Source organism: Xanthomonas sp. NCPPB 3761, assembly GCF_041475705.2.
GTDB classification, from domain to species: Bacteria; Pseudomonadota; Gammaproteobacteria; order Xanthomonadales; family Xanthomonadaceae; genus Xanthomonas; species Xanthomonas phaseoli.
This window is the reverse complement of sequence record NZ_CM191262.1, coordinates 539,847-564,244: the sequence shown is the minus strand read 5'-3', so window position 1 is coordinate 564,244 and position 24,398 is coordinate 539,847. Positions and strand designations below refer to the sequence as shown.

At 64.1% G+C, this 24,398-nt stretch carries 27 protein-coding genes and 2 tRNA genes; 10 read left to right on the top strand and 19 right to left on the bottom strand.

Translation table 11 applies throughout. From position 1 onward, the window contains the following. Positions 1–570 precede the first annotated feature (570 nt). The 3 genes from bfr to ACCQ00_RS02500 form a co-directional block, all read right to left on the bottom strand. The gene (bfr, locus tag ACCQ00_RS02510) at positions 571–1,041 is read right to left on the bottom strand and encodes a bacterioferritin (RefSeq protein ID WP_017155002.1); all 471 of its coding nucleotides are present in this window, start codon (positions 1,039–1,041) and stop codon (positions 571–573) included. A gap of 330 nt (positions 1,042–1,371) precedes the next feature. Beyond that, entirely contained in the window at positions 1,372–1,581 is a 210-nt protein-coding gene (locus ACCQ00_RS02505; RefSeq protein WP_039567454.1) for a (2Fe-2S)-binding protein, read from the bottom strand. 80 nt (positions 1,582–1,661) lie between these two features. Beyond that, complete coding sequence (locus ACCQ00_RS02500; RefSeq protein ID WP_039567452.1) at positions 1,662–2,279, bottom strand: RNA pyrophosphohydrolase; 618 nt, start codon at positions 2,277–2,279, stop codon at positions 1,662–1,664. A gap of 118 nt (positions 2,280–2,397) precedes the next feature. Between ACCQ00_RS02500 and ACCQ00_RS02495 the strand changes: the two genes are divergently transcribed. Continuing rightward, positions 2,398–2,474: transfer RNA gene (locus ACCQ00_RS02495), tRNA-Met, on the top strand. 52 nt (positions 2,475–2,526) lie between these two features. Further along, a tRNA-Gln gene (locus tag ACCQ00_RS02490) sits at positions 2,527–2,601 on the top strand. Between the two features lie 223 nt (positions 2,602–2,824). Here the strand turns inward: ACCQ00_RS02490 and rpsI are convergent. Beyond that, on the bottom strand, positions 2,825–3,217 hold the full coding sequence (rpsI, locus tag ACCQ00_RS02485) for a 30S ribosomal protein S9 (protein ID WP_003483085.1): 393 nt from the start codon (positions 3,215–3,217) through the stop codon (positions 2,825–2,827). A 2-nt stretch (positions 3,218–3,219) separates the two neighbouring features. After that, positions 3,220–3,648 carry a 50S ribosomal protein L13 gene (rplM, locus tag ACCQ00_RS02480; RefSeq protein ID WP_039567449.1) on the bottom strand — a complete coding sequence of 143 codons (429 nt, stop codon included), beginning with the start codon at positions 3,646–3,648 and terminating at the stop codon, positions 3,220–3,222. A 182-nt stretch (positions 3,649–3,830) separates the two neighbouring features. Here rplM and coq7 point away from each other — a divergent pair, with 182 nt between their 5' ends. After that, positions 3,831–4,484 (top strand): 2-polyprenyl-3-methyl-6-methoxy-1,4-benzoquinone monooxygenase, encoded by a 654-nt coding sequence (gene coq7, locus ACCQ00_RS02475; RefSeq protein ID WP_039567446.1) that lies wholly within the window; start codon positions 3,831–3,833, stop codon positions 4,482–4,484. A 315-nt stretch (positions 4,485–4,799) separates the two neighbouring features. Here the strand turns inward: coq7 and ACCQ00_RS02470 are convergent, their stop codons facing one another. Both ACCQ00_RS02470 and speD read right to left on the bottom strand, forming a co-directional pair. Beyond that, positions 4,800–5,114, bottom strand: a complete 315-nt coding sequence (locus ACCQ00_RS02470) for a DMT family transporter (RefSeq protein ID WP_003483069.1) — start codon at positions 5,112–5,114, stop codon at positions 4,800–4,802. 162 nt (positions 5,115–5,276) lie between these two features. Then, positions 5,277–6,071 carry an adenosylmethionine decarboxylase gene (gene speD, locus ACCQ00_RS02465; RefSeq protein ID WP_007967854.1) on the bottom strand — a complete coding sequence of 265 codons (795 nt, stop codon included), beginning with the start codon at positions 6,069–6,071 and terminating at the stop codon, positions 5,277–5,279. 137 nt (positions 6,072–6,208) lie between these two features. Here speD and crp point away from each other — a divergent pair, with 137 nt between their 5' ends. Further along, complete coding sequence (crp, locus tag ACCQ00_RS02460; protein WP_005914205.1) at positions 6,209–6,901, top strand: cAMP-activated global transcriptional regulator CRP; 693 nt, start codon at positions 6,209–6,211, stop codon at positions 6,899–6,901. 321 nt (positions 6,902–7,222) lie between these two features. On the opposite strand, the gene ACCQ00_RS02455 is transcribed toward crp, so the two are convergent. The 11 genes from ACCQ00_RS02455 to rpe all read right to left on the bottom strand — a co-directional run bounded on the left by ACCQ00_RS02455 (position 7,223) and on the right by rpe (position 17,199). Next, positions 7,223–7,939, bottom strand: coding sequence for a haloacid dehalogenase-like hydrolase (locus ACCQ00_RS02455; protein ID WP_039567444.1), 717 nt, complete (start codon positions 7,937–7,939; stop codon positions 7,223–7,225). Then, positions 7,932–8,807, bottom strand: coding sequence for an indole-3-glycerol phosphate synthase TrpC (gene trpC / locus ACCQ00_RS02450; protein WP_172955770.1), 876 nt, complete (start codon positions 8,805–8,807; stop codon positions 7,932–7,934). The genes ACCQ00_RS02455 and trpC overlap by 8 nt, the downstream gene beginning before the upstream one ends. 62 nt (positions 8,808–8,869) lie before the next feature. After that, the gene (gene trpD / locus ACCQ00_RS02445) at positions 8,870–9,907 is read right to left on the bottom strand and encodes an anthranilate phosphoribosyltransferase (RefSeq protein ID WP_039567442.1); all 1,038 of its coding nucleotides are present in this window, start codon (positions 9,905–9,907) and stop codon (positions 8,870–8,872) included. Positions 9,908–10,022: 115 nt separating this feature from the next. Continuing rightward, positions 10,023–10,655, bottom strand: a complete 633-nt coding sequence (locus ACCQ00_RS02440) for a flavin reductase family protein (protein ID WP_039567440.1) — start codon at positions 10,653–10,655, stop codon at positions 10,023–10,025. 143 nt (positions 10,656–10,798) lie between these two features. Continuing rightward, positions 10,799–11,377, bottom strand: a complete 579-nt coding sequence (locus ACCQ00_RS02435) for an anthranilate synthase component II (RefSeq protein WP_007967849.1) — start codon at positions 11,375–11,377, stop codon at positions 10,799–10,801. Between the two features lie 10 nt (positions 11,378–11,387). Beyond that, the gene (locus ACCQ00_RS02430) at positions 11,388–11,549 is read right to left on the bottom strand and encodes a hypothetical protein (protein WP_157768394.1); all 162 of its coding nucleotides are present in this window, start codon (positions 11,547–11,549) and stop codon (positions 11,388–11,390) included. Positions 11,550–11,576: 27 nt separating this feature from the next. After that, positions 11,577–12,638 carry a threonine aldolase family protein gene (locus ACCQ00_RS02425; protein WP_033481230.1) on the bottom strand — a complete coding sequence of 354 codons (1,062 nt, stop codon included), beginning with the start codon at positions 12,636–12,638 and terminating at the stop codon, positions 11,577–11,579. Further along, positions 12,638–14,113 carry an anthranilate synthase component I gene (gene trpE, locus ACCQ00_RS02420; protein WP_039567435.1) on the bottom strand — a complete coding sequence of 492 codons (1,476 nt, stop codon included), beginning with the start codon at positions 14,111–14,113 and terminating at the stop codon, positions 12,638–12,640. Before trpE ends, ACCQ00_RS02425 begins: the two co-directional genes overlap by 1 nt. A gap of 732 nt (positions 14,114–14,845) precedes the next feature. Then, positions 14,846–15,775, bottom strand: a complete 930-nt coding sequence (gene yegS, locus ACCQ00_RS02415) for a lipid kinase YegS (RefSeq protein ID WP_017157934.1) — start codon at positions 15,773–15,775, stop codon at positions 14,846–14,848. Positions 15,776–16,009: 234 nt separating this feature from the next. Beyond that, the gene (locus ACCQ00_RS02410; RefSeq protein WP_039567432.1) at positions 16,010–16,501 is read right to left on the bottom strand and encodes a GNAT family N-acetyltransferase; all 492 of its coding nucleotides are present in this window, start codon (positions 16,499–16,501) and stop codon (positions 16,010–16,012) included. Continuing rightward, on the bottom strand, positions 16,498–17,199 hold the full coding sequence (gene rpe / locus ACCQ00_RS02405) for a ribulose-phosphate 3-epimerase (protein ID WP_029818472.1): 702 nt from the start codon (positions 17,197–17,199) through the stop codon (positions 16,498–16,500). Before rpe ends, ACCQ00_RS02410 begins: the two co-directional genes overlap by 4 nt. Before the next feature lie 253 nt (positions 17,200–17,452). On the opposite strand from rpe, the gene ACCQ00_RS02400 reads away from it, so the two are divergent. Further along, on the top strand, positions 17,453–18,292 hold the full coding sequence (locus ACCQ00_RS02400; RefSeq protein ID WP_372354055.1) for an outer membrane protein: 840 nt from the start codon (positions 17,453–17,455) through the stop codon (positions 18,290–18,292). A 138-nt stretch (positions 18,293–18,430) separates the two neighbouring features. Here the strand turns inward: ACCQ00_RS02400 and ACCQ00_RS02395 are convergent, their stop codons facing one another. Beyond that, the gene (locus ACCQ00_RS02395; RefSeq protein WP_017157937.1) at positions 18,431–18,760 is read right to left on the bottom strand and encodes a J domain-containing protein; all 330 of its coding nucleotides are present in this window, start codon (positions 18,758–18,760) and stop codon (positions 18,431–18,433) included. Positions 18,761–18,967: 207 nt separating this feature from the next. Between ACCQ00_RS02395 and ACCQ00_RS02390 the strand changes: the two genes are divergently transcribed. The 5 genes from ACCQ00_RS02390 (at position 18,968) to ACCQ00_RS02370 (ending at position 24,175) form a co-directional block, all read left to right on the top strand. Then, on the top strand, positions 18,968–19,894 hold the full coding sequence (locus tag ACCQ00_RS02390; RefSeq protein ID WP_039567428.1) for a phosphoribosylaminoimidazolesuccinocarboxamide synthase: 927 nt from the start codon (positions 18,968–18,970) through the stop codon (positions 19,892–19,894). Positions 19,895–20,116: 222 nt separating this feature from the next. Continuing rightward, positions 20,117–20,788, top strand: a complete 672-nt coding sequence (locus ACCQ00_RS02385) for a hypothetical protein (RefSeq protein ID WP_080950326.1) — start codon at positions 20,117–20,119, stop codon at positions 20,786–20,788. Positions 20,789–21,011: 223 nt separating this feature from the next. Further along, entirely contained in the window at positions 21,012–21,590 is a 579-nt protein-coding gene (locus ACCQ00_RS02380) for a hypothetical protein (RefSeq protein ID WP_236493353.1), read from the top strand. Positions 21,591–21,812: 222 nt separating this feature from the next. After that, entirely contained in the window at positions 21,813–22,349 is a 537-nt protein-coding gene (locus ACCQ00_RS02375; RefSeq protein WP_039567420.1) for a hypothetical protein, read from the top strand. 71 nt (positions 22,350–22,420) lie between these two features. Continuing rightward, entirely contained in the window at positions 22,421–24,175 is a 1,755-nt protein-coding gene (locus tag ACCQ00_RS02370; protein ID WP_372354054.1) for a peptidoglycan-binding protein, read from the top strand. Positions 24,176–24,398: the final 223 nt, after the last annotated feature.

Below are 24,398 nucleotides of genomic sequence, written 5' to 3'. Positions count from 1 at the left end.
CGCGCCTGCAGGCCGCCACCCACAAGAGCGGCGAATCATCGAGCAAGCATCATCAGGAATTGGAGCGTCGCCGAGAGCAAGCGTCACCAGGCAAGCGCCGACAGCGCTATGCCGACCATCTGGCCTCCACGCACCGAGCATCTGCAGTCATTAGCGCGATGCTCAAATCGCCCTGATGCTCAACGCCTCCTCACACGCAAGGACACGCAAGCCTCTCCATTCCCGGAAGGGCACCAAAGCCCCTCTCCTGCGGGAGAGGGGTTGGGGTGAGGGTACGGATAAAGCCGCGCACTCTCACTCGGCAACAGAAGATGCTCAAATCGCCCTGGTGCTCAACGCCTCTCACACGCAAGGACGCTCAAGCCTCTCCATTCCCGGAAGGGCACCAAAGCCCCTCTCCTGCGGGAGAGGGGTTGGGGTGAGGGTACTGACGAAGCCGCGCGCGCTCACCCGGCAACAGAATCTGTAGAAGCACATCATCAGCGAACAATCGCTGAGAACACCGACCGGCAGCAGTACCGCGCACCCGCTAGTCAGGGCCAAACAAGACAACCCCGACCAGAGGCGCGTTTAGTCGTCCAGCTTGGTCAGCAGGTAATTCGGCTCGCCGATGCGCGCCACCAGGTCCAGCTGGGTTTCCAGCCAGTCGATGTGCTCTTCTTCGGACTCCAGGATGTCCACCAGCAACTGGCGGCTCACATAGTCCTTGACGGTCTCCGCATACGCCACCGCCTCGCGCAGCACGACAACCGCCTCGCGTTCTAGGGCCAGATCGCAGCGGAACATCTCGGTGGGGTTCTCGCCGATGCGCAGCTTGCCCAAGGCCTGGAAATTGGGAAGACCTTCGAGAAACAGAATGCGGTCGGACAGCTTGTCCGCATGCTTCATCTCGTCGATGGACTCCTTGTACTCATGCTCGGCCAGTTCTTTCAGGCCCCAGTTCTTCAGCATCTTGGCGTGCAGGAAGTACTGGTTGATCGCAGTGAGTTCGTTGTAGAGCACCTTGTTGAGGTACTCGATGACCTTGGTATCGCCCTTCATGCGATGTCTCCGAGACAGTGAGCCGGCCGCACTCTAGCGCGTTGGCGCAGGGTATGAAGGAACGCGAATCGTGATCAGTTGCGGGACGCGCCGCGCGCTGCAAGGAGATGCCAGGCGCCTGGCCGCTGCCAGCTGCCACGACGGATCAGGCGGGGCAACCGACTGCAGTCGCGTGCCGTCCGTCTACGGGCAACCACTTCGCTGCAGGTGGCACCAGATGCAGGATGCTACTGATATCTGCGGTGCCGACCGGCAGATACACCTGGCATCAGGTACCGCGTGGACATCGCGGACCGGCAATCGTCGGGACCCCAGTCCCGAATTACTGCCTCAGGCAGCGCTAGCCAGCCCCAAGAGCGGCAACGGCAGTGCGCGGGTGGCATGTGCCTGGTTCAACAGATCGCTCGCCATCTCCAGGCACGAGCCGCAATTGGAACCACAGCCGGTGCGCATGGTCAGTTCGGCAAGGCTCGCGCAGCCATTCTCGGCCGCTTCGCGGATCTGGTGGTCGGTGACCCCATTACAGATGCAGACGTACACAGTATCGGTCGGGCGTTGACGATCCGGAAAGGACCGGAGCTGATTGCACCGCAAACGAGAATAGGTGTCAATTCCATCCGTTAATCATTATTAATCCGCAACGCGCGAGTCCCGTTGCGCTTGCGTGGCCGCTTGCGTGGGCTGTCGTGCCCCGCCGCGCTGCTGCCTGGCAACCACGCCTCCAGCGCACGTTCGGGCATCGCACCCACTGCCGCCGGGCCGGCCAGGCTCTGCGCAAGCGGCGCCAGATGCCGCAGCGCGCGCGCATAGACACCGCGCTTGAACATCACCACGTGCTCGACCGGATACCAGAAATCCACCCAGCGCCAATGGTCGAACTCCGGGGTGTCGGTATGGTCGAGCTTCAGATGGGACTCGTCGCCAGTGAACTGCAGCAGGAACCAGACCTGCTTCTGTCCGATACACACCTGCCGCTCATTGCGGCGCACTGCCCGGCTGGGCAGCCGATAGCGTAGCCAGCCAGGCGTGGCGCCGAGCAATTCCACATGCTCGGGCAACAACCCGGTTTCTTCGCGTAACTCGCGGTACATGGCTTCAACGGGCGTCTCATCGGTGTTCATGCCACCCTGCGGGAACTGCCAGCCGTCCCTGCGCACACGTCGTGCCCAGAACACCTGACCGTCCTGCCGCATCAGCACAATGCCGACGTTTGGCCGGAAACCGTCCGGATCGATCACGATGCGGACTCCTGAAAATCTACTGCCACCGACTCTGCCACGGCGACGCCCGGCTCACAAGCTGAAAACGAAATGCTTGACAACAGCACGGCGCATCGTGAGAATTGCCGGCTCCCTAGGCTATGTAGCTCAGCCGGTTAGAGCACAGCACTCATAATGCTGGGGTCGGTGGTTCGAGTCCACCCATAGCCACCAAGGTATTCACGCCCTCACCGGCATGCAGTAATCTTGGGCCAACACGTTTTATTGCCCCGTCGCCAAGCGGTAAGGCACCTGACTCTGACTCAGGCATTCGGTGGTTCGAATCCATCCGGGGCAGCCAAACACCAAAGGTCCGATCGAAAGATCGGGCCTTTTTTGTTGCCCCGTGCCGGTGGCGGCACATCACGCACCGGCGCGCATGCGCATTGCGCTCAGTTTCCAAAGCGATCTTGGCCACGCGCTCGTACAGAGCGGACACCCGGATCCGAAACGACAAAAGCCCGGCATGGCCGGGCTTTTGAAGCAGGCATCCCGGCGAACCGGGATGCGCCAGACGCGATGGATCAGCGCTTGGAGAACTGGGTGGCGCGACGGGCCTTGTGCAGGCCGACCTTCTTACGCTCGACTTCGCGAGCGTCGCGGGTCATGAAGCCAGCCTTGCGCAGCTCGGACTTCAGGGTTTCGTCGTACTCGACCAGCGCACGGGCGATGCCCAGGCGGATCGCACCGGCCTGGCCGGTGGTGCCGCCGCCCGAAGCGGTGACCATGATGTCGAAGCTTTCGGTGTTCTTGGTCAGTTCCAGCGGCTGGCGCACGATCATGCGCGCAGTCTCGCGACCAAAGAATTCGTCCAGCGGACGGTCGTTGACGGTGATGTTGCCGGTGCCCTTGCGCAGGAACACGCGAGCGGTGGAGGACTTGCGGCGGCCAGTGCCGTAGTTTTGCGTGATAGCCATGCTTAGATATCCAGAACTTGCGGCTGCTGGGCGGCGTGCGGATGCTCGGCACCCGAATAGACCTTGAGCTTGCGGCACATGGTGCGACCCAGTGGGCCCTTCGGCAGCATGCCCTTGACGGCGATTTCGATCACGCGCTCCGGGTGGCGCTGCAGCGCCTGCTCCAGGCTCTCGGTCTTCAAGTTACCGATGTAGCCGGTGAAGCGGTGATACTTCTTGTCTTTCAGCTTGTTGCCCGTGACGACGATCTTCTCGGCGTTGATCACCACGAGGTAATCGCCAGTATCGACGTGAGGAGTATAAACCGGCTTGTGCTTGCCGCGCAGGCGGCGGGCCAGTTCGGTGGACAGACGGCCGAGCGTCTTGCCGGCGGCGTCAACGAGATACCAGTCGCGCTGGACGGTCTCGGACTTGGCGGTGAACGTAGTCATGAGAAAACTCTTGAGTGGTCGGGCGGATTGCAGCGGCCGATGACCACTGGAACTTTGCCACGCGTTGTGAAGGCGAAACAGAAGAGGCGGGATTGTACGGGACGTTCGTCGGCGGCGCAAGTTGCAGCAACGACTGCGCCATGGCGGTTGGCAGCACGCCGGAGCGGGGCCAGAATCGTCGTATGACCCAGATCTCCCCTACCCGCCTGCATAGTCCGCTCGACCGGCTGCTGGTCGAAGCCCAGCGCGCGCTGGATACCGTCTTCGGCAATCCGCCGGCCGAGCGCCCCAATCCCGCTGCCGACACACCCGACGTCGTTCTGGACCCGGAGCAGCGCCGCCACGCGGCCGGCCTGATGCGCATCAACCATGTCGGCGAGGTGTGCGCGCAAGGCCTGTATTTTGGCCAGGCGGCCGTCGCCCGCGACGTGCATACCCAGCACCACCTGCTGGAAGCTGCACAGGAAGAGACGGACCATCTGGCCTGGTGCGCCGACCGCCTGCACGAGCTGGACAGCCGCCCCAGCCTGTTCAACCCCGTGTGGTACGCCGGCAGCTACGCGCTCGGCGCGCTGGCCGGGCTGCGCGGTGACGACTGGAGCTTGGGGTTCGTGGTCGAGACCGAACGCCAGGTCGAAGCGCACCTGGACGAGCACCTGGAAACCCTGCCCCAGAATGACAAGCGCAGCCGCGCCATCCTGCGCGTGATGAAGATCGACGAGGCCCGCCATGCAGACCAGGCCGAGCAGGCTGGCGCCCGCCCGCTCCCCGCTCCGATCCCCAGCGCGATGGCCCTGGCCTCCAAGCTGATGAAGACGGTTGCCTACCGCCTCTAGTCGGGAATTGGGAATTGGCGCTGGGAACCGGCGACCGGCGACCGGCGACCGGCGACCGGCGACCGGAATCTAACCGCACCCCGTGCACCCGACACAGCGAGTCATTCCTCCCCAGCACGACATCTGGAGGGCCCCTTTATTGAGGGGCGCTCCGGAGGCGTGGGTAGAAGCAGACCTTGAGTCGGGGCACAAGGCTTGCGCAGCAAACGGCCGGGGCTGTGCCCGCATTGCGGGTGCAGCCACGGCCGAAGGCGTGGGGATAGGCAGCCTCCGAGTCGGAGTCCGGGGTTTGCGCCGCAAACGCCGGGGGACTGACTACCCGACCAGCTTCAGCCCGATCACGCCAGCCACGATCAGACCAATGCACGCCAAGCGCGACCACGAGGCGCTATCGCCGAAGAGCGCGATACCGGCAATGGTCACGCCCAGGGCGCCGATGCCGGTCCAGATCGCATAGCCGGTGCCAACCGGAATGGTCTTCAGTGCCTGCGTCAGAAACCACAGGCTGATGCCGGCAAGGCCGATCGTCAGCACGGTCGGCCACAGGCGAGTGAAGCCGTCGCTGTATTTCAGTCCCATGGCAAAGCCGATCTCGAACAGGCCGGCCAGCAACAGATAGATCCAGGGCATTGCGGTACTCCTCACAGAAAAAATGGGCAAAAAAAAAGCGACCCAGTGTTTGCACACTGGGCCGCCGTCGGCTGTGGAACGCGAGGTCATCGCGTGGCGGGCCGTCCCGCCTTGTGGCGTTTGCGCGCTTGCGACCAAGCACGCAACAGGATGCTCCCGCGTTTATTCGCTCAGGTTGCGTCCGTGAAACAGTTCTTCGATTTCGCGCTTGAGCAGCGTTTCAATCTTCATGCGCTCCTTGAACGAGAGGTTCTTGGCGCGCTCTTCGAACAGGTACTGATCCAGGTCGAAGTCCTTCAGGTGCATCTTCGTGTGGAAGATATTTTCCTGGTAGACGTTGACGTCGAACATCTCGTAGCGCGACTTCACGTTCTTGGCGAGAAATTGCTGGATCGAGTTGATCTTGTGATCGATGTAATGCTTCTTGCCCTTCACATCGCGCGTGAAGCCACGCACGCGGTAATCCATGATCACAATGTCCGATTCCAGACTCTCGATCAGGTAATTGAGCGCCTTCAACGGCGAAATCACGCCGCAGGTCGCGACGTCGATGTCGGCGCGGAACGTGGCGATGCCTTCCTGCGGATGCGTTTCCGGATATGTATGGACAGTGATATGACTCTTATCCATATGAGCAACCACGGCATCGGAAATCAACTCCTTGCCGGCCTGCTTCTTGTCGATCACCGGCTCTTCGGAGATCAGGATCGTCACCGATGCACCCTGCGGATCGTAGTCCTGACGTGCGATATTGAGGATGTTGGCGCCAATGATCTCGGCCACATCGGTCAGGATCTGCGTCAGACGATCGGCGTCGTATTGCTCATCGATATACTCGATGTAGCGCTGACGCTCCTCTTCGGTACGCGCATAACAGACGTCGTAGATGTTGAAGCTCAACGCCTTGGTGAGGTTGTTGAACCCCTGTAGCCTCAGACGAGGCAACGGCTTGACCACGTCGGTCTGTCCTTATGGAAAGCGGGAAAGGAGTCAATTATGAGCCAAAGATCCCAGCAACGAAATGCCGATGTTAAGAGTGGTTTACCTTGCATGACTCATGCCGTTAAGCTTCAGGAATCACACGCGGAACTACCATGAGCCCAGGAAATACGACGGTTGTCACTACGACGGTACGTAACGCTACCCCTTCCCTGGCGCTGGACGCGGGCACCATCGAGCGTTTCCTGGCGCACAGCCACCGACGGCGCTATCCGACCCGGACCGATGTGTTCCGGCCAGGAGACCCGGCCGGCACCCTCTACTACGTGATCAGCGGCTCGGTCAGCATCATCGCCGAGGAAGATGACGACCGTGAGTTGGTGCTGGGCTACTTCGGTAGCGGGGAATTCGTCGGTGAGATGGGGCTATTCATCGAATCCGACACCCGCGAGGTGATCCTGCGTACCCGCACCCAGTGCGAGTTGGCCGAGATCAGCTACGAGCGGCTGCAGCAGCTGTTCCAGACCAGCCTGTCGCCTGATGCGCCGAAGATTCTGTATGCGATCGGTGTTCAGCTTTCAAAACGGCTGCTCGATACCACAAGGAAAGCCAGCCGCCTGGCCTTCCTCGACGTGACCGACCGCATCGTGCGCACGCTGCACGACCTGGCCAAAGAGCCCGAAGCGATGAGCCATCCGCAGGGCACCCAGCTGCGTGTTTCGCGCCAGGAGCTGGCACGCCTGGTCGGGTGCTCACGCGAAATGGCTGGCCGCGTGCTCAAGAAGTTGCAGGCCGACGGCCTGCTGCACGCACGCGGCAAGACCGTCGTGCTGTACGGCACCCGCTGACGGCGCTGTGCAGCCAGTGCCTTGTGCACTGGCTGCATGCCGGGTTGGGCACCGATTGATTCGATTGCGACGGTGCCGACATCGTCACTTTCATGACCCCTGCAGCGGCACTTTTGCGCGATACCTCTTATAAGAGAGTCTTCGAGCCGTCGAACCGCACGATCTGCATCGCGACTGCGTCACGATCCTGAAGATTCGTTGCATTACAGCTCGCATCCGCTTGCCCGTGCGATCCGCTGCCCGAATGCGCCATCGCAAGCTGGACTGCGCAATTGTCTCGCTCCGCGCGAAACGACCTGGCTGCCTGGATGTCGCGCTCGCCTACGGCGCCTTGCCGCCACGGTCGCGGCAACCCCAGTTGAGGATGGGCGTGCCTGTCGGCAGCACCTGGCGGAACAGCGCTTCGCGATTGGCCTTGGGATTGACCACCACCGGCGCGCGCGCGGCCTTCAAGAGCGGCAGATCTGCGGTGCTGTCCGAGTAGGCGATGGCGATATCGGCGTAGCCGCGCTCGCGCAGCATGCGCATCTTTTCTTCGTTATGGCAGTGACGCCGCGCGGTGACTGCGCCCAGGCGCGGGCCGACCAGGCTGCCGATGACCGGCACGTCCTGGTGGGCCACAAAACCGAGAATGGCGCGCGCCAGCTCCGGCGGTGCGCCGGTGGCGACCACCACACGGTCGCCGGCAGCGCGGTGTTGGGTGAAGACCTTCAAGGCATGCGGAAGCAGACGCTGGCGGATCTGCGCTTCATGCTTGAGCACGTATGCGTCGATGAAACGGTTGAACTCGCGCGCGCGGTGCAGGCCGAACGTGGCGATCCACACATAGCCGGATACGCCACGCCGCCGGGTTGGCAGCATCGCCACCATCGGGCCGAGAATGGGCGAGGCCAGCAACGCAACCAGCAGGCGCAACTGGTTGCGCTTGATCAGCCAGGCAAACAGATGACTGCCGGAATCGCCGTCGTACAAGGTGTGGTCGAAGTCGAAGACCACCAGCGGTGCGTCTTCGCGCGGGACGGGATACGACTCAGTCATGCGCGAAGAATAGCTGACGCAGCGACTCGCCGGGTTCGGCCGCGCGCATGAAGGTCTCGCCGACCAGAAACGCATTCACATCGTGACTGCGCATCCGTTGCACATCGGCCTGGGTGACGATGCCGCTCTCGGTGACCAGCACGCGATCGCGCGGCACCGCCGCGCGCATGTCCAACGTGGTCTGCAGCGTCACTTCGAAAGTACGCAGGTTGCGGTTGTTGATGCCGATCAACGGCACCGGCACCTGCACCGCACGCTCGAGCTCGTCGATATCGTGCACTTCCACCAGCACGTCCAGGCCCAGCTGCATGGCAAGACCCGATAGATCGGCCAGTTGGGCGTCTTCCAGCGCGGAGACGATCAACAGGATGCAGTCGGCGCCGAGCACGCGGGCTTCGTAGACCTGATACGGGTCGACGGTGAAATCCTTGCGCAGCACCGGCAGCGTGCAGGCGTCGCGCGCCTGCCGCAGATAGGCATCGGAGCCTTGAAAGAAATCCACATCGGTGAGCACCGACAGGCACGTCGCGCCACCGAATTCGTAGCTGACCGCGATATCGGCCGGTTGGAAGTCCGGCCGGATGACACCCTTGGACGGGCTGGCCTTCTTCACTTCGGCAATCACGGCCGGGTCGCCTGCGGCGATGCTGGCCTGCATGGCGGCTGCAAATCCGCGCGTGAGCGGCAGGTCGGCGCTGCGCGCAATCAACTCGGCCAGCGGCACGCGCGCACTGCGCTCGGCGACTTCGTCGGCCTTGCGGGCAAGAATGGTGTTGAGGATGTCGCTCATCGTATCGGGTCCTGGCGGGCGGGCATTATCGGTCAAGACGGCCGCACTGGAGCGCGGCTGCGCGCCAGCACGCAGCATGCCAGCGCGGCTGTGAGGATGCCGGCCGGTGATGGCCGCTGCGTGGCGGTTGCCGGCATGGCTCAGGGCTGCACGGCGAGCTGGCGGGTGTAGGCGATATAGGCGTCGACCCGCGCGCGCGCCGAGCCATCGGCGATGACTGCGCGTGCGCGCAGTACGCCATCGGCAATACTGTCGGCGATGCCGGCCACGTACAACGCAGCACCGGCGTTGAGCGCCACGATATCCAGCGCGGGGCCGGGTACGTTGTCCAATACCTGCAGCAACATCGCGCGCGATTGCGCAGCATCGGCCACCTTGAGGTTACGGCTGGCCGACATGGCGATGCCGAAATCTTCCGGGTGCACTTCGTATTCGCGTACCTGGCCATCGCGCAATTCGCCAACCAGGGTGCCGGCGCCAAGCGAGAGTTCGTCCATGCCGTCGCGCCCCCACACCACCAGCGCGCGCTCGGCGCCAAGCTCCTGCAGCACACGCGCCTGGATGCCGACCAGATCCGGATGGAACACACCCATCAGGATGTTCGGCGAGCCTGCCGGGTTTGTCAGTGGGCCAAGAATGTTGAAGATGGTGCGTACACCCATTTCGCGCCGCACCGGCGCCACCACCTTCATGGCCGGGTGATGCACTGGCGCATACATGAAGCCGATGCCAGTGTGCGCCAATGCGCTGGCAACCTGCTCGGGCTGCAGCTCGATCACCGCGCCCAATGCTTCCAGTGCGTCGGCGCTGCCGGATTTGGACGAGACGCTGCGATTGCCATGCTTGGCCACCTTGGCGCCGCCGGCTGCGGCGACGAACATGGCGCAGGTGGAGATGTTGAAGGTATGCGAACCGTCGCCGCCGGTACCGACGATGTCGACCATGTGCTGGCGATCGCTCACCTCCACGCGGCGCGAGAACTCGCGCATCACCGTGGCGGCGCCGGCAATTTCGCCGATGGTTTCCTTCTTGACCCGTAGCCCGGTGAGGATGGCCGCGACCATCATGTCGGAGACCTCGCCGCGCATGATCTGCCGCATCAACTCGACCATTTCGTCGTGGAAGATTTCGCGGTGTTCGATGGTGCGTTGCAGGGCTTCTTGCGGAGTGATGGGCATGGGACCAACCGTGGCAGAACGTGATGGATGAAGACGCAGGCGGCTTGTAGCGCGCGCGATCAGTGCAGGATGGCGCAAGCGCCGAGCGACGCGACTGCCGTTGCAGCTGCGACGATCATTGGCCCGGACGCGTCATGCGAAAACGTGCCTGCGGCTGCACTTCGTAGTAATCGGCCGGTCCGCCCGCGCGCAGAATCGTCTGCACCGCAGCCGGGTCGTAGATGCCCTCGTGCAGCGCGGACCTGGCCAGGTGCACGCCGACCACTTCGCCCAGCACCAGCCAGGTCTGGATGGCATGACCGGCGGCGGTTTGCAGCGGCAATAGCTGGCTGAGCCGACATTCGAAACTCACCGGGCTGGCAGCGCCCCGTGGCGCACCGATCAGCCGCGATGGCGCCACCTGCAGGCCGGCCAGATCGAATTCATCGACCTCCGCCGGTACCATCGCCGCACTGGCATTCATCGCCTCGGCCAGCGGGCGGGTGGCCAGGTTCCAGGTGAATTCGCCGGTGGCTTCGATGTTGCGCAGGCTGTCCTTGCGACCGATGCTGGCAAAGCCGACGATCGGCGGAATGTAGTTGAAGGCATTGAAAAAACTGTATGGCGCCAGATTGGCAATGCCCTCGGCGCTGCGCGAGCCGATCCAGCCGATCGGGCGTGGGCCGACGATGGCGTTGAACGGATCGTGCGGCAGCCCGTGACCCTGCGTCGGCTCGTAGAAGTGAATGCTGTCGTCGGGTGTGCTCATCGTGATCCGGATGCGATGGAAGGCGGTGCAGCGGTAACGTTACGTTGCGCGGTACGGTGCGCAGGTTGAGTGCCGCTGCAATTCTGCGTTGGGGTTGTAGCGACGCAGCGCGATACGGGCGTCACGCCGAGGCGCAGACACTATCACCGCTGCAAAAAGTTTTTCAGCAAGGCATGTCCGTGCTGGGTCAGGATCGATTCGGGATGGAACTGCACGCCTTCGACCGGAAACTGGCGATGGCGCAGGCCCATGATCTCTTCCATCGAACCATCCGGATTTTCGGTCCAGGCGGTGACCTCCAGTGCGTCCGGCAAGGTGGTCTTGTCCACAACAAGCGAGTGATAGCGCGTGGCCTCGTAGCTGTCCGGCAGGCCGGCGAACACTCCCTTGCCCTGATGACGAATCGGCGAGGTCTTGCCGTGCATGATGTTGCCGGCGCGGATCACATCGCCACCGTAGACCTGGCCGATGCTTTGATGGCCCAGGCACACGCCCAGGATCGGTGTGGTCTGACCCAGCCGCTCGATCAATTGCAGCGAGATCCCGGCCTCGTTGGGCGTACACGGACCGGGCGAGATGACGATGCGCTCGGGCTTGAGCGCGGCGATCTGGTCGACGCTCATGGCGTCGTTGCGCACCACCGTGACCTCGGCGCCCAGTGCCTGCAGGTACTGCACGAGGTTGTAGGTGAAGCTGTCGTAGTTATCGAGCATCAGCAGCATGGCAGGGGACTCATTGCGCGATCAGAAAGACCGCATAGATGTTTTGGGTGAAGGTCTGGCTGCCGGCTTCAGGTGACTCTGCGATCGGTGATGGCGCGGCGTGACTGCCACTCACCTGACCAGCATCGAGCGAACCGGGATAGGCAAAATTCCGGCGTTCGCGTTGCTTCATCTGTTTCGCTCCCTCTGGTGCGCATGCTTACGGCGTGCCGCGATGAAGTGCGGCAACATCCGCACACAGCCGATCGACCGACGCGGCCGTGGTTGCCCACGAGGTCACGAAGCGGATCACCTGACTGCCATCGGTGCGCACTTCCCAGCGCTCGAAGTCGTAGCGTTGCGCCAGCTGCGCGGCGTGTTGCGCGCTGACGGCGATGAACTGCTGGTTGGTCGGCGAGTCGCTGGTGAAGTGCGCACCGGCCGCGAGCAGGCCGGCGCGCAGGCGTTGCGCCATGCCGTTGGCGTGCGCGGCCAGTTCGAAGAACAGACTGTCTTCGAACAACGCCGCAAATTGCACGCCAAGCACCATGCCCTTGGCCAGTAACGCGCCGCGCTGCTTGATCAGATAACGCAAGTCGGCCTGCAACACGGGATTGACGATGACCAGCGCTTCGCCGAGCAGCGCACCATTCTTGGTGCCGCCGATATAGAACGCGTCGGTCAACGTGGCAATGGTCGGCAGATCCAGATCGTTGCCATCGGCGGTCAGCGCCGCACCCAGACGCGCGCCATCCAGGTACAGCAGCAAATCGTTCGCGCGACAAAACCGCGACAACGCATCGAGTTCGGCGCGCGTATAGATGGTGCCGCTTTCAGTGCTGTTGGAAATGTAGACCAGGCGCGGCTGCACCATGTGTTCGTTGCCATGCACAGCCAGCACCGGCTGAATCAGCGCAGGCGTCAGCTTGTCGTGCAGCGCCGGCACGGTGAGCACCTTGTGCCCGGTCGCTTCGATGGCGCCGGTCTCGTGCGTGGCGATATGCGCCGCTTCCACCGCGATGACTGCCTGATGCGGGCGCAAGAACGCGCTGATCGCAATCAGATTGGTCTGCGTGCCGCCGACCAGCAGATGCACGTCGGCCTGCGGCTGCGCGACTGCATTGCGGATCAACGCAACCGCACGCGCTGTGTGCCGATCGGTGCCATAGCCGGCGTGCTGCTCGGCGCTGGCCTGCGCCAACGCCTGCAACAGCCGCGGATGCGCGCCTTCGCTATAGTCGTTGCGAAAGCTGATGCGCATAGCGCTACCCTGCCCGTCCATCACAGGCCTTTCGCCGCCTGGGCAACTGCGCGAAACAGCGCACGCCCCTTGTTCATGGTTTCCTGCCATTCCAGGTCGGGGTCGGAGTCGTAGACCACGCCGCCGCCGGCCTGCACATACAGGTAGCCGTCCTGGATGACGGCAGTTCGGATGGCGATAGCGGTATCGGCATCGCCATGCCAGCCGATATAGCCGACCGCGCCGGAATACACGTTGCGCTTGACCGGCTCCAGTTCGCGGATGATTTCCAGCGCACGGATCTTCGGCGCGCCGCTGACGGTGCCGGCCGGGAAGGTGGCGCGCAGCACGTCGCTATAATTCAGGCCGGCTTTCAGGGTGCCGGTCACTTCGCTGACGATGTGCATGACATGGCTATAGCGTTCGATCACGAACTGCTCGCCGACCTTGACCGTGCCCGGTTCGGCCACGCGGCCGACATCGTTGCGGCCCAGATCGATCAGCATCACGTGCTCGGCGCGTTCCTTCGGGTCGGCCAGCAGTTCTTCTTCCAGCGCCTTGTCCAGTTCGGGCGTTGCGCCGCGTGGGCGGGTGCCGGCGATCGGGCGCACAGTGACCACGCCATCGCGCAGGCGCGCCAGAATTTCTGGCGACGAGCCCACCACCTGGGTAGCGCCGACATCGAGAAAATACATGTACGGCGACGGGTTCAACGCACGCAGCGCGCGATACACATCCACCGGGCGCGCGCGGAACGGCACGCGCAGGCGCTGCGACGGCACCACCTGGAAGATATCGCCGGCGCGCACGTATTCCTGCGCCTTGCGCACCACGGCGTGGTACTGCTCGCGGGTAAACGAGGAATGGAAGTCCGCTTCGTCGATGGCGTCGGAAATTTGCGCCTGCGGATACCCGGCGCCGCCCTGGCGCAGGCGATGCGCCAGCTCGTCCAGGCGCCGGTTGGCGCGCACATAGGCCTGCGGCTGGCGCGGGTCGGCATGCACGATCAGGTACAGACGGCCCTTGAGATTGTCGAACACCGCCAGCTCTTCGGAGAGCATCAGCAGGATGTCGGGCGTGCCGAGTTCGTCGGGCTTGTCGCCGCTGCCCAGGCGCGGTTCGATGTACTGGATGCACTCGAAACCGAACCAGCCGACCAGCCCGCCGGTGAAACCGGGCAGCCCATCCAGCTGTGGCACCGAATGTTCGGCGCGCAGCGCATCGACTTCGGCCAACGGGTCGGCGACCTGCCGGGTGTCGACGACTTCGCCGTGCTCACTGACCTCCAGCGTGTGGCCCCGAAAGCTGTACACGCGCCGCGCCGGCAGGCCGATGATGGAGTAGCGCCCGAAGCGCTCCCCGCCTTCGACCGATTCGAACAGATAGGTGTAGGCGCCGTCGGCGAGCTTCAGATAGACCGACAGCGGCGTGTCCAGGTCGGACAGCACTTCGCGGACAACGGGGATACGGGTGTGACCTTCAGCGGCCTGGCGCTGGAACTGCTCTGCAGTGATCAAGACGACTTTCCTTCCGGGACTCTGTGGCGGGGCGGACGACGGCAACGGGCCACCATCGCCACCAGCGGCGAGCGGAAGAGAAGGAGCGTGGAGTCGTCAGGCGGGACACGCGGGTACTGTAGCGCAAGTGTCGGCCGAGGGCAGCAGGCCGCGGCCAACGCGCTTCGGAATGCGAAGCACGGAAGGGGGTTGGCGGACGTAGCCTTGCGCACCGGGTAATATCTGGTGCGAATAACCTGCGGTTGGCGACAGGCGTCGGTGTTGCGCGCTGCACGGGTTGATTCCCGTGCGGCCTGGGTCGTGGCAGCGGCACCAGTGTCGGCGCAGGGACCCTCACCCCAACCCCTCTCCCGGCGGGAGAGGGGCTCAGGGCTGCGTGCTTGTCACCGCTCCGTTTCTGCCGCCCTACTTCGCCTGAGCTGCAGCCAACCCGTTGCGCCGATCGTCGCTCCGGCAGCCGCAGCGCTGCTCCGCTTTAGCCGCAGCGTTGCACCGATCGTTTGCTCCGCTGAGCCGCAGCGCCGCCTTTAAGCCGTCGTTGAGCCGGCATCGCTTGGGTTGGCATGCGATTGTCCGGATCTACCGGACTCGTTCATGGTGGAGGCATGGCACTGCACGGTGCGCGCGCATGCATCAACCGGACGACCGCACATCAGCGCGGGCCGATCGCGCTCTTCCGAATCCCGATTCCCGATTGCCCATTCCCGACTCCCGACTCCCGATTCCCCGCACTCATCCACCGACCAACGGACAGTCGGCAGGCAAATGCATCCGCAGCCGCGCCGGGACGCATTCGATGCGGAAGTGCCGCGAGGTTTCCGGTTCGCCGTCCAGGTTCAAGGTCAGCGGTTGCTGGGAGACGATTTCCAGCCACGGCACGCGGGCGCGCACGGCCACGCGTTCGAGCGCGGCCTGTTTGCCGCCGGTGACCAGGGTGCCGAGGGTGGCAGCCACCTCGCCGTCGAGGTCCGGGACGATGGTGACATCGAGCAGGCCGTCGTCGATCAGGGCCTCCGGGCACAGCGCCTGGCCGCCACCGGCCTGGCGCCCGTTCCCCAGCCCGAGTGCGATGAATTCGCCTTCCCAGCTGAACTCCGGGCCGCTGAAGCGGGCGCTGATCGGGTCGATGCGGCCCAGCCGCGACATGCCGGTGATGAGATAGGCCAGACCGCCGAGCATTTTCTTCAGGCCTTCGTCGGTTTCCACCGTGACCTGGGTACCGAAGCCGCCGCTGGCCACATTGGCGCACCAGTGCGGGCCATGGTCGGCGTCGATCCGCAGCAGGTCGACCGGCTGCGCGACGCGCTCGGCGATCAGGTTCAACGCCTCCAGCGGGACGATCGGGACGTTGGCGGCGGTGGCAAAATCGTTGGCAGTGCCCAGCGGCACCAGGCCCAGCGACGGCAGCGTGGCCGCATCGCCCTCGTGGTGCGCCAGCGCGGCGGCCACTTCGCTCAGGGTGCCGTCGCCACCGGCGGCCACCACCGTGTGCACGCCATCGGCCACCGCCTCGCCCACGTAGCGCTCGGCATCGCCGTCTTCCCAGGTGACCCGCACATCGAGCTGGATACCGCGCTCGCGCAGCGTTCCCACTGCCTCACGCAGGTCCAGGTTATCGGTGGACTTGCCATTGAGGATCAGACGCCAGTGGGACGGGGCCATGCGCGCTGCCGATGCCGTGAGGGGAATGGCCGCAGGCTAGCAGTGGGCCAATGGGCAGATCGTGAATGGGCGCCGCCGGGACACTGTCATTGCGGTGTCATCGATAACCAGGAGAATAGAAGGCCATAGCAGGGACGACGGGCGGAGGCAGGATCAGCCTCCAGTTTTCTTGAAGGCCGCTTCCTCGGGAGCGGCCTTCCTTTTGCGGGATGCTGACCTCCCGGCGCGCCCGGCTCAGCCGCCCGCCGCAAACGCGGCCAGCCGTTCGCCGTCGAGCCGGTACACGGTCCAGCCCTCCATGGGGTGCGCACCGACTGCCTTGTAGAAGTCGATGGCCGGCTGGTTCCAGTCCAGCACCGACCATTCGAACCGCCCGCAGCCACGCTGCACGGCCAGCTGCGCCAAGTGCCGCAACAGCGCAAGGCCCGCGCCGTTGCCGCGCGCTTCCGGCCGCACGAACAGGTCTTCCAGATACAAGCCGTTACGGCCCAGCCAAGTGGAGTAGTTGAAGAAATACACCGCAAATCCAAGCGCTTGGCCGTCGCGCTCGCAGATCAACGCATGCGCGGTGGCCCCTTCGCCGAACAGACTGGCGCGCAACTCCTGCTGGCTGGCCTTGACCGCATCCGGCTCGCGCTCGTACACCGCCAGCGCGGTGATGAGTTCATGCAGCAGCGGCACATCCGCAGGCGTGGCGCTGCGGATCTGCGGCGCAGGCCGGCTCATCGCACCGCATCCACCGCCGCGCGCATCTGCGCAATCACCTGCGCATAGTCGGGCGCATTGAAAATGGCCGAGCCGGCGACGAAGGTGTCGGCGCCGGCGGCGGCAATCGCACCGATGTTGTCGGCCTTGACCCCACCATCGATCTCCAGCCGGATCGGCTTGCCCGTCGCGTCGATCTTGCGGCGGATCGCGCGCAGCTTGTCCAGCGCAGACGGGATGAAAGCCTGCCCGCCGAAGCCCGGGTTGACCGACATCACCAAGACCAAGTCCAGCTCGGGCAGCACCCAATCCAGGATGTCCACCGGCGTGGCCGGGTTGAGCACCAGCCCGGCCTGGCAGCCATGCGACTTGATCAGCTGGATCGTGCGGTGCACGTGGCGGCTGGCTTCGGGGTGGAAGCTGATGGTGGTGGCACCGGCTTCGGCGAAATCCGGCACGATGCGGTCCACCGGCTCGACCATCAGATGCACGTCGATCGGCGCGGTGATGCCGTGCTTGCGCAGCGCCTGGCACACCATCGGGCCGATGGTGAGGTTGGGCACATAGTGGTTGTCCATCACGTCGAAGTGCACCCAGTCGGCACCAGCCTTGAGCACGTTATTCACTTCCTCGCCCAGACGGGCGAAATCGGCGGACAGGATGGACGGGGCGATCGCCGTCGGTTGCATGGGCAGCTCGGAAAAATGCAGGAGCGCCATTGTCGCAACCGTGGCCCGGCGAGGAAAGCCGAACGCCGCTGGGCGCTCGGGGCGCACGCCGCGGGCAGGCCGCCGCTACCACCGCAGGCTGGGGCCGGCAGCTCGCAGTCATTGCGCGATCGCGCACCTGCCGGCGGCGCCAGCGGCTCTGCCGCTGTGCAATGCCGCCCCCAAGTCAGCCCACGTGCATCCGGAGCGGACGCGAGCGCGTAGTTACCTGACCGGCGCGCCGCGCCAGATGCAAGGAGACCGCATGAAACCCACCCCGCTCGCTTCCGCCGCTTTGGCCCTTCTCGTCCTGGCGCCCTCGGCCTGGGCGCAATCCGGCCCAGCTGACTGGTCCGGTTTTTCCATCGGTGCCAATGCCGGTGGTGCCGATCCGGCCGGCGTCTCCGGTGGCCGCTTCGGCTTCGATACCAATCTGGATGGCCGCGACGGCGACCAGGTCAGCACCGTGACCGGTGCAGATGCATTTTCGCCCGGTTTCTGCGGTGGCGCAGCGGCGGGGCGCACGCCGGCCAGTGGCTGCAGCAAGGACAAGGGCGGTGCCGAATATGGCGCACGGCTGGGCTACGACTGGCAGGCCGACAACTGGGTCTATGGCGTGGTCGCCGAATACACCCGCAACGATGTCCACGACAGCGTCAGCGCCTTCAGCACGACACCTGCGTTTTATACCTTCACCCGCCAGCTCAACCGCACCGCGGCGTTGCGCGGGCGCATCGGCTACGCCTTCGGCACGCAGGGCGATTACCTGGCCTACATCACCGCCGGTGTGGCGCGTGGCGAATTCGACCACCGCTTTGCCAGCAGCAATACCGCCAACAGCTTCACCAGCAGTGGCGGCGACAGTGCCGATGGCTACCAGGCCGGCATCGGCCTGCAACGGCGCTTGAGCGACAAGGTCTCGGTCGGCGTGGAATATCTGTTCACCCGCCTGCAGGACGACGACACCCGCGTGCGCGTCGGCCCCGGCACCGCGCCGGCCACCAACCCCTTCCTGCGCGTCAATCCGGCCGGTACCGACCTGCGTCGGACCGATACCGATGTTTCGACCAACGCGGTGCGGCTGACCGCGACCTACAGGTTCTGAGAGCCGGGTGCGTGCGTGCCCGCGGCGCCTGATCGTGACGATCAGGCGTTTTATTGGGTGAGGCCTTTCCGGGGGAACAACACGCTGCGCTGACGTCCGGCACTGCTGGACGCAGCAGATGTCGGTGCGCCCCTTCGCTCAGCGCCTGCGCAGCCGCTGAATCCGGTCGTAGGCGGCGTTGATCTGGCTGGCCTTCTTCTCGGCCTGGCGGCGGGCTTCCGGGTCGGCGTTGGCGACCTTGTCCGGGTGGTAGCGCGACATCAGCCGGCGATAGGCCAGGTCGATCTCGGCGGTGGTGGCATCCGGCTCCAGGCCCAGCGCTTCGTAAGGATTTTCCGCGCGCCGTTTGAACCAGCCGGCGTCGACCGCGTGGCCGATCGCCAGCCCGATCATCAGCCCCACCACCGGCGCCCCGCGAAACAGCAAGGCGCCGGCCAATGCGCCGAGCAGTTTTCCGTACCAGGACATGGGGCGATCGGGGGCGGGAGGCGGGCTGGCGATCTTACCCGAACGCCCGCCCGGCCTGGCTGACGGCGCCTGCACAGGCCCCACTGCGCGGGCTCCAATAAATTCTGCGGGCGGCGGCGAAGCGCCGTACACTACGCGGCCCGCTGCCTACCCGCGGGCCCGCCGGGTCCCGGGGACAGCGTCATAGCGACGTCCTTAGGAGTGCCTGTGTCGACCACGCTGTTGCAATCCGATCTGCCCGGCCTGCCGTTGCGTCACCGTGGCAAGGTCCGTGATGTCTTCGATATTCCCCGCGACCGCCTGCCCGCCGGTGCGCCCCCGGGCGACTATCTGTTGATGGTGGCCACCGATCGCCTGTCTGCGTTCGACGTGGTGCTGCCCGACCCGATTCCCGGCAAGGGCGAGATGCTGTGCCAGGTATCCAACTTCTGGTTCCACAAGACCGAGCACCTGATGCCCAACCACCTGGTGGACATCCGCGTGGAGCAGGTATTGCCCGAGGGTGTCGACCCGGCCTTGTACGCCAAGCGCGCCGTGGTCACGCGCAAGCTCAAGCCGGTGCCGGTGGAAGCCATCGCCCGCGGCTATGTGATCGGCAGCGGCTGGAAGGATTACCAGCGCACCGGCAAGATCAGCGGTATCGAATTGCCCGACGGCCTGCGTCAGGCCGAGAAACTGCCCGAGCCGATTTTCACGCCTTCGACCAAGGCAGCGGTTGGCGACCACGACGAAAACATCGACTTCGATGCAATGGTCAAGACGGTCGGTGCCGAGCTGGCCGAACGCGTGCGCGACGCCACCTTGCGCATCTACCGTTTTGCCGCCGATTTTGCTGCCGAACGCGGCATCCTGCTGGCCGATACCAAGTTCGAATTCGGCACCGATGCCGATGGCCGTCTGTACATCATGGACGAGATGCTGACCCCGGATTCCTCCCGTTATTGGCCGGCCGACCAATACGAACCGGGCACCAGCCCGCCGAGCTACGACAAGCAGTTCGTGCGCGATTATCTGGAAACCCTGGACTGGGGCAAGACCGCGCCCGGCCCGCGCCTGCCGGCCAACGTCATCGATCGCACGCGTGCGAAATATGCCGAAGCGCTGCAGCGGCTGGCGGACATTTCGGTGGATTGATGGCCTGCCCCCGATTGAAGGGGGCGAGTCGGCGCAGTACGCAGACGCCGTCATGACTGAAGCACTGAAAATAATCGGCGTGTTGCGAGCCCGTCGCCTGCCAACCAAGGCCAAGCTGGCGGTGGTGCATGAAACTTCATGACGGGCACTGCACACAATCGCATCTAATTCATTCCACCATGCTCGCCACGATGGTGTGCGCTCTTGCCCAACGAGGTCGCAATGGCTCGGTCAAGTCACTTCTTTCGCACGTTGCCTGCCTTCCGCAATGCGGCACTGTCCAGTTTGTTGCTCGCGCTAGGCGCCTGCACGGCCGGCCAATCTGCAGCCCCGTCAGCTCCAGAAGCAGTGCCAGTAGCATCTGCGAAAAACAACACAGCTGCGGTTTCGCAGGTCAACGACAGACTTGGCGCATTGATACAGGCCACGGGCGTCAGCTGCACGGATGCGAAGGCTGCAAATGGATGCACAGCAGGCAATGTCGATCGTGGTGATTTTTATGACGTGGAGTTTTCACCCGATTGCGGCAATGAGGGATTTTTCGCCGGAGTCGCCCAGGCGAACGGAGTAGATCTAATGAACGTGGTGCCCACCACCGGCAGCAGCGCAACGGCTACGGCAAACCTGACCCAAGGTCAGCTCGTCTGCGTCCAGGCGATCGGCCGCGCCGGACAGAACCCGCGTTATTACTACGTCGCCGCAATTCCAGCGGACACCATTGCAAAGTGCAAGAACAACGCATTGTGCAAAACCTATGGCGACAGGCCGATCAAGCAGATCAAGCCTGAAAGTGGTGAGGGCTGCCACGCGGCGGCACCAGGACAATCCGTTGGCAATTGCGCGCAAGGCTGGGTGAGTGCGGATGCACTGGATGTATTTTCCAACGAAATTTAGTTGTTCACGCCAACGGGTGATTTCAAGGTAATCCATCCATCACTGCGTGACGATTTTGGCGATGGATCGAGGTACCCGGCCTGTGTTGATGACCATCATCGGCCTTGGATTCGTTTGAGCATCGGCCACTGGCACACCGGTCACTCTCCCGGGGTGCGGGCCTGCCGCGTGCCAGCCGGCCCGCTGCACGCTCGCCCCGCCAGCCTTCACGCATTTGCACGCAATGCGCGGATACCATTCCGCCCGCTCGCACGTCGCCCGATACGATCAGGAGGATCCGTTGGCCCTTTTACGAACGTCCCTGCATGCCCTCGCACTGAGCCTGGCGCTGGTTGCCTGCAAACCGCAAGCAGAGCTAGCAGGCGCGGCAATGCCCGCGGCGACAGCAGAGGCAGCGAGTGCCACGCCTGCCGCCTCAACGCCTGCTACAGCGGCGGCCACGCCCGCTCAGCCGACAGCCTGCCCCGCGACCGACTTTTCTGCATTTCTAAAAAGCTTCAGTGCAGACATCGCGGCCCAGGAGAACGCCACGGCCGACCCGCTGACCATGATCCGGATCGATCCGGATGCGCAGCCAGAACCGGCGCCAATCACTCGCCAGGTTGCGCTGGCCGACGTCCAATGGCCGGTGATCCCGAATCTGGACGTGGCCCGCTCCGCGGGACGCGAGGTGGTGGTGTCCGAGGATGCAGACGGTCGTCAGGTACTGGTCCGCACACCTGACAGCGGCGATCAACAGGTCTACCACTTCGCCCAGCGCCCATGCTGGACCCTGGTCAAGGTCGACGACCAGTCGCTGTAACGGCGCAGGCAACACCGCGCCATGCACCCCCCCCCACATCAGGAGACGGCCGTGCCCCGCTTCAGACTGCTCATCCCCGTGCTGGCAGTAGCGCTTGCCGCGTGTAACGGTCCGCAGGCCGCCGATGCGCCTGGCACGCCCGCCAGTGCACCGACGGCCGCGACTCAATCACCCGCCGCGGCCGCGTCACCCCCTGCCACATCGACACAAGGGACTGTACCCATGGCAACGATAGACTCCTTCGTTCCAGCAGGATCGAAGGCACTGGATACCCAGCGCGGCGACCTGACTGGCGCCGGACATTCGGACGCACTTGTGGTGATTTCTCCGCCGGCAACCGGTGACGAAAAGCTCGGCGAAGGGCAGCCGCGTCGCGTCCTGCTGCTGACCCAGAACGGCGATGGCAGCATGCAAAAGGCCGCTGAAAATGATCGCATCGTGCCCTGTGCCCGCTGCGGCGGCCTGGCAGGCGACCCGTATGCATTTTCGCGCGTCCAGCCCGGGCAATTCACCATCTCCATTTCAGGCGGGTCGCGCGAACGCTGGGCCGACGACTTCACGTTCAAGTATTCGGCAGACAAGCAAACCTGGTTGCTGGACAAGGTTGTGCGCGATCTTTCCGATACCGAGACCGAACAACACAACACCCTGGAATTGACCGACAAGGATTTTGGAACGGTGACGTTCCAGGACTTCGACCCCGCCACGCTCAAGAAAGTCGCAGCGCTGGATGAGGCTGGAGCCCAAAAACAAAATTAAAAGGAAGTAATGGCTTACGCGGACAAGGATGGGTCCGTTTTTCATGTTGCTGAGAAATGAGGAGTTACACCATGGCAACCGATCGCGAGACAGGGCTGCTGCAGGCAGCCTATGCAGCGGGAATCACCCGGCCAACCGAATTGGCCAATTTCATGGCCCAGGTAGGCCACGAATCGGGCGGACTTAATCGCCTGGAAGAAGGGTTCCGCTACACCCGCGGCCCCTCGCAAGTGAGTTCGAAAGTGCGTTCCGCACTGCGCGAAGGACCGGAGGCGCTGGAAGAAGCGCGCCTGGAGGCATTGCGCGGCCAGCCGGAGAAACTTGCCGAGTTGATGTATGGCGGACGCATGGGCAACAACGAACCCGGCGATGGTTATCTTTACCGTGGTCGCGGCTACATCCAGCTCACCGGCAAGGATCAGTATCGCGAGGCCGGCGAAGCGTTGAAACTCGACCTGGTCGCGCACCCCGAACTGGCCGCGCAACAGGAAAATGCGTCGCGGATCGCAACCTGGTACTGGCAGCACAATGTGCCGCAAGCGGCCAGGCAAGATGCGCATGCAGCAGGCGTTGCGATCAACGGTGGCGACCCGCCGAATGGACTGGCTGGTCGCGAAAGCCGCTTCGCGCGCTGGCAGCGCGACCTCACGCCCGATGTGATGCACAAGCTCGAACACGGTCAGCTCGGACAGACTGTCGCGCCTGCGCAGCATGCGACACCGGCGCAAACACCGCATGCCGGTTCGAACGCGCAGTCGTTCCAGGCCACCATGGAGCGCATGCTTCCGCCGCAGAACGGCACCGCGCCGCATGTCACCGGGCATTACGGCGAGCACCGCAGCGCGCGCGACCACGGCGGCACCGACTTCAATTATCAGGGCGGTCAGGCAGGACGCAATCTGCAGCATCCAACCGTGCATTCGCCGGTCGCCGGGACGGTGACCTTTGCCGGCGGAAGCTACGGCACCGTCAAGATTCGCGATGCACAAGGCAACTCGCACGAGATCCTGCATCTGGATGGCGTCAAGGTCAAAGAAGGTCAGACGCTGTCGGCAGGCGATGCCATCGGCACGATGGGGGGACGTGGACCCAATGGCGCAAGCCAATATGCCCAGCATGTGCATTACCAATTGCGCGATGCCAACGGAAAACTGACCAGTCCCGAGACCTTCTGGAATCAGGGTCGCCAACATGACGCAGGTGCGCATAACACCCATGCAGCACCGGCAAGCGGCACAGGTGCCTTGCGGCATGGCGACAACAGTCAGGATGTGGGAAAGCTGCAGCAGGACCTCAACCGCCTGGGCGTGCGCGATGCGCAGGGCAACCGGCTGGCCGAGGATGGGCGTTTCGGCGATAACACGCGCGAGGCAGTGATGGCGTTCCAGAAGCAGCATGGGCTGCCGCAGGACGGTGTTGTTGGCCGCGACACGCGGGCAGCGTTGTCTGCGCAACCGGTGCAGACCCGCGAGGCGCAGGTTGCTGCGCCGAAAGGGCCTTCGCTTAACGATGCATCGCATCCCGACCACGCGCTGCAGAACGCAATCCGCAGCAAGCTGCCCAGCATGATCTCCAACGAGACCGCGGCACATGTCACGCTGCAGGCCAAGCAGAATGGGATCGACAGCGCCGACAAGCTGCAGAACGTGACGGTGCAGGACGGCAAGGCGTTCGTCTTGGGCACCACGCCGGGCTTCCGGGCGGCGGTGGACCTGAACCAACCTGCCCCGCCACTTGAGCAAACCAGCGCGCAGTTGCTGGCTGGTCAATCGCAGCAGCAACAGGCCCAGCAAGAACAGCAAAAGGTTGCGATGGGAGGTCGCTGATGTATCGGCGATAGATCAAGAGAACGCCGGCCAGGATATTGGCCGGCGTTTTTGTTTGCGCATGCGCCGCGGAAGTAATGACATCGCGCAAACTGACCATCGTTCGACGGCCAGCGCGTGGCGATGGGATACCGCAGCGCCCCTGCGTCGGCGCAACGATGCGGCGCAACCCGGCCTGAAATCACTGCGTTGCGCGCATGCATGGCCGCAGCGGCCAATGACA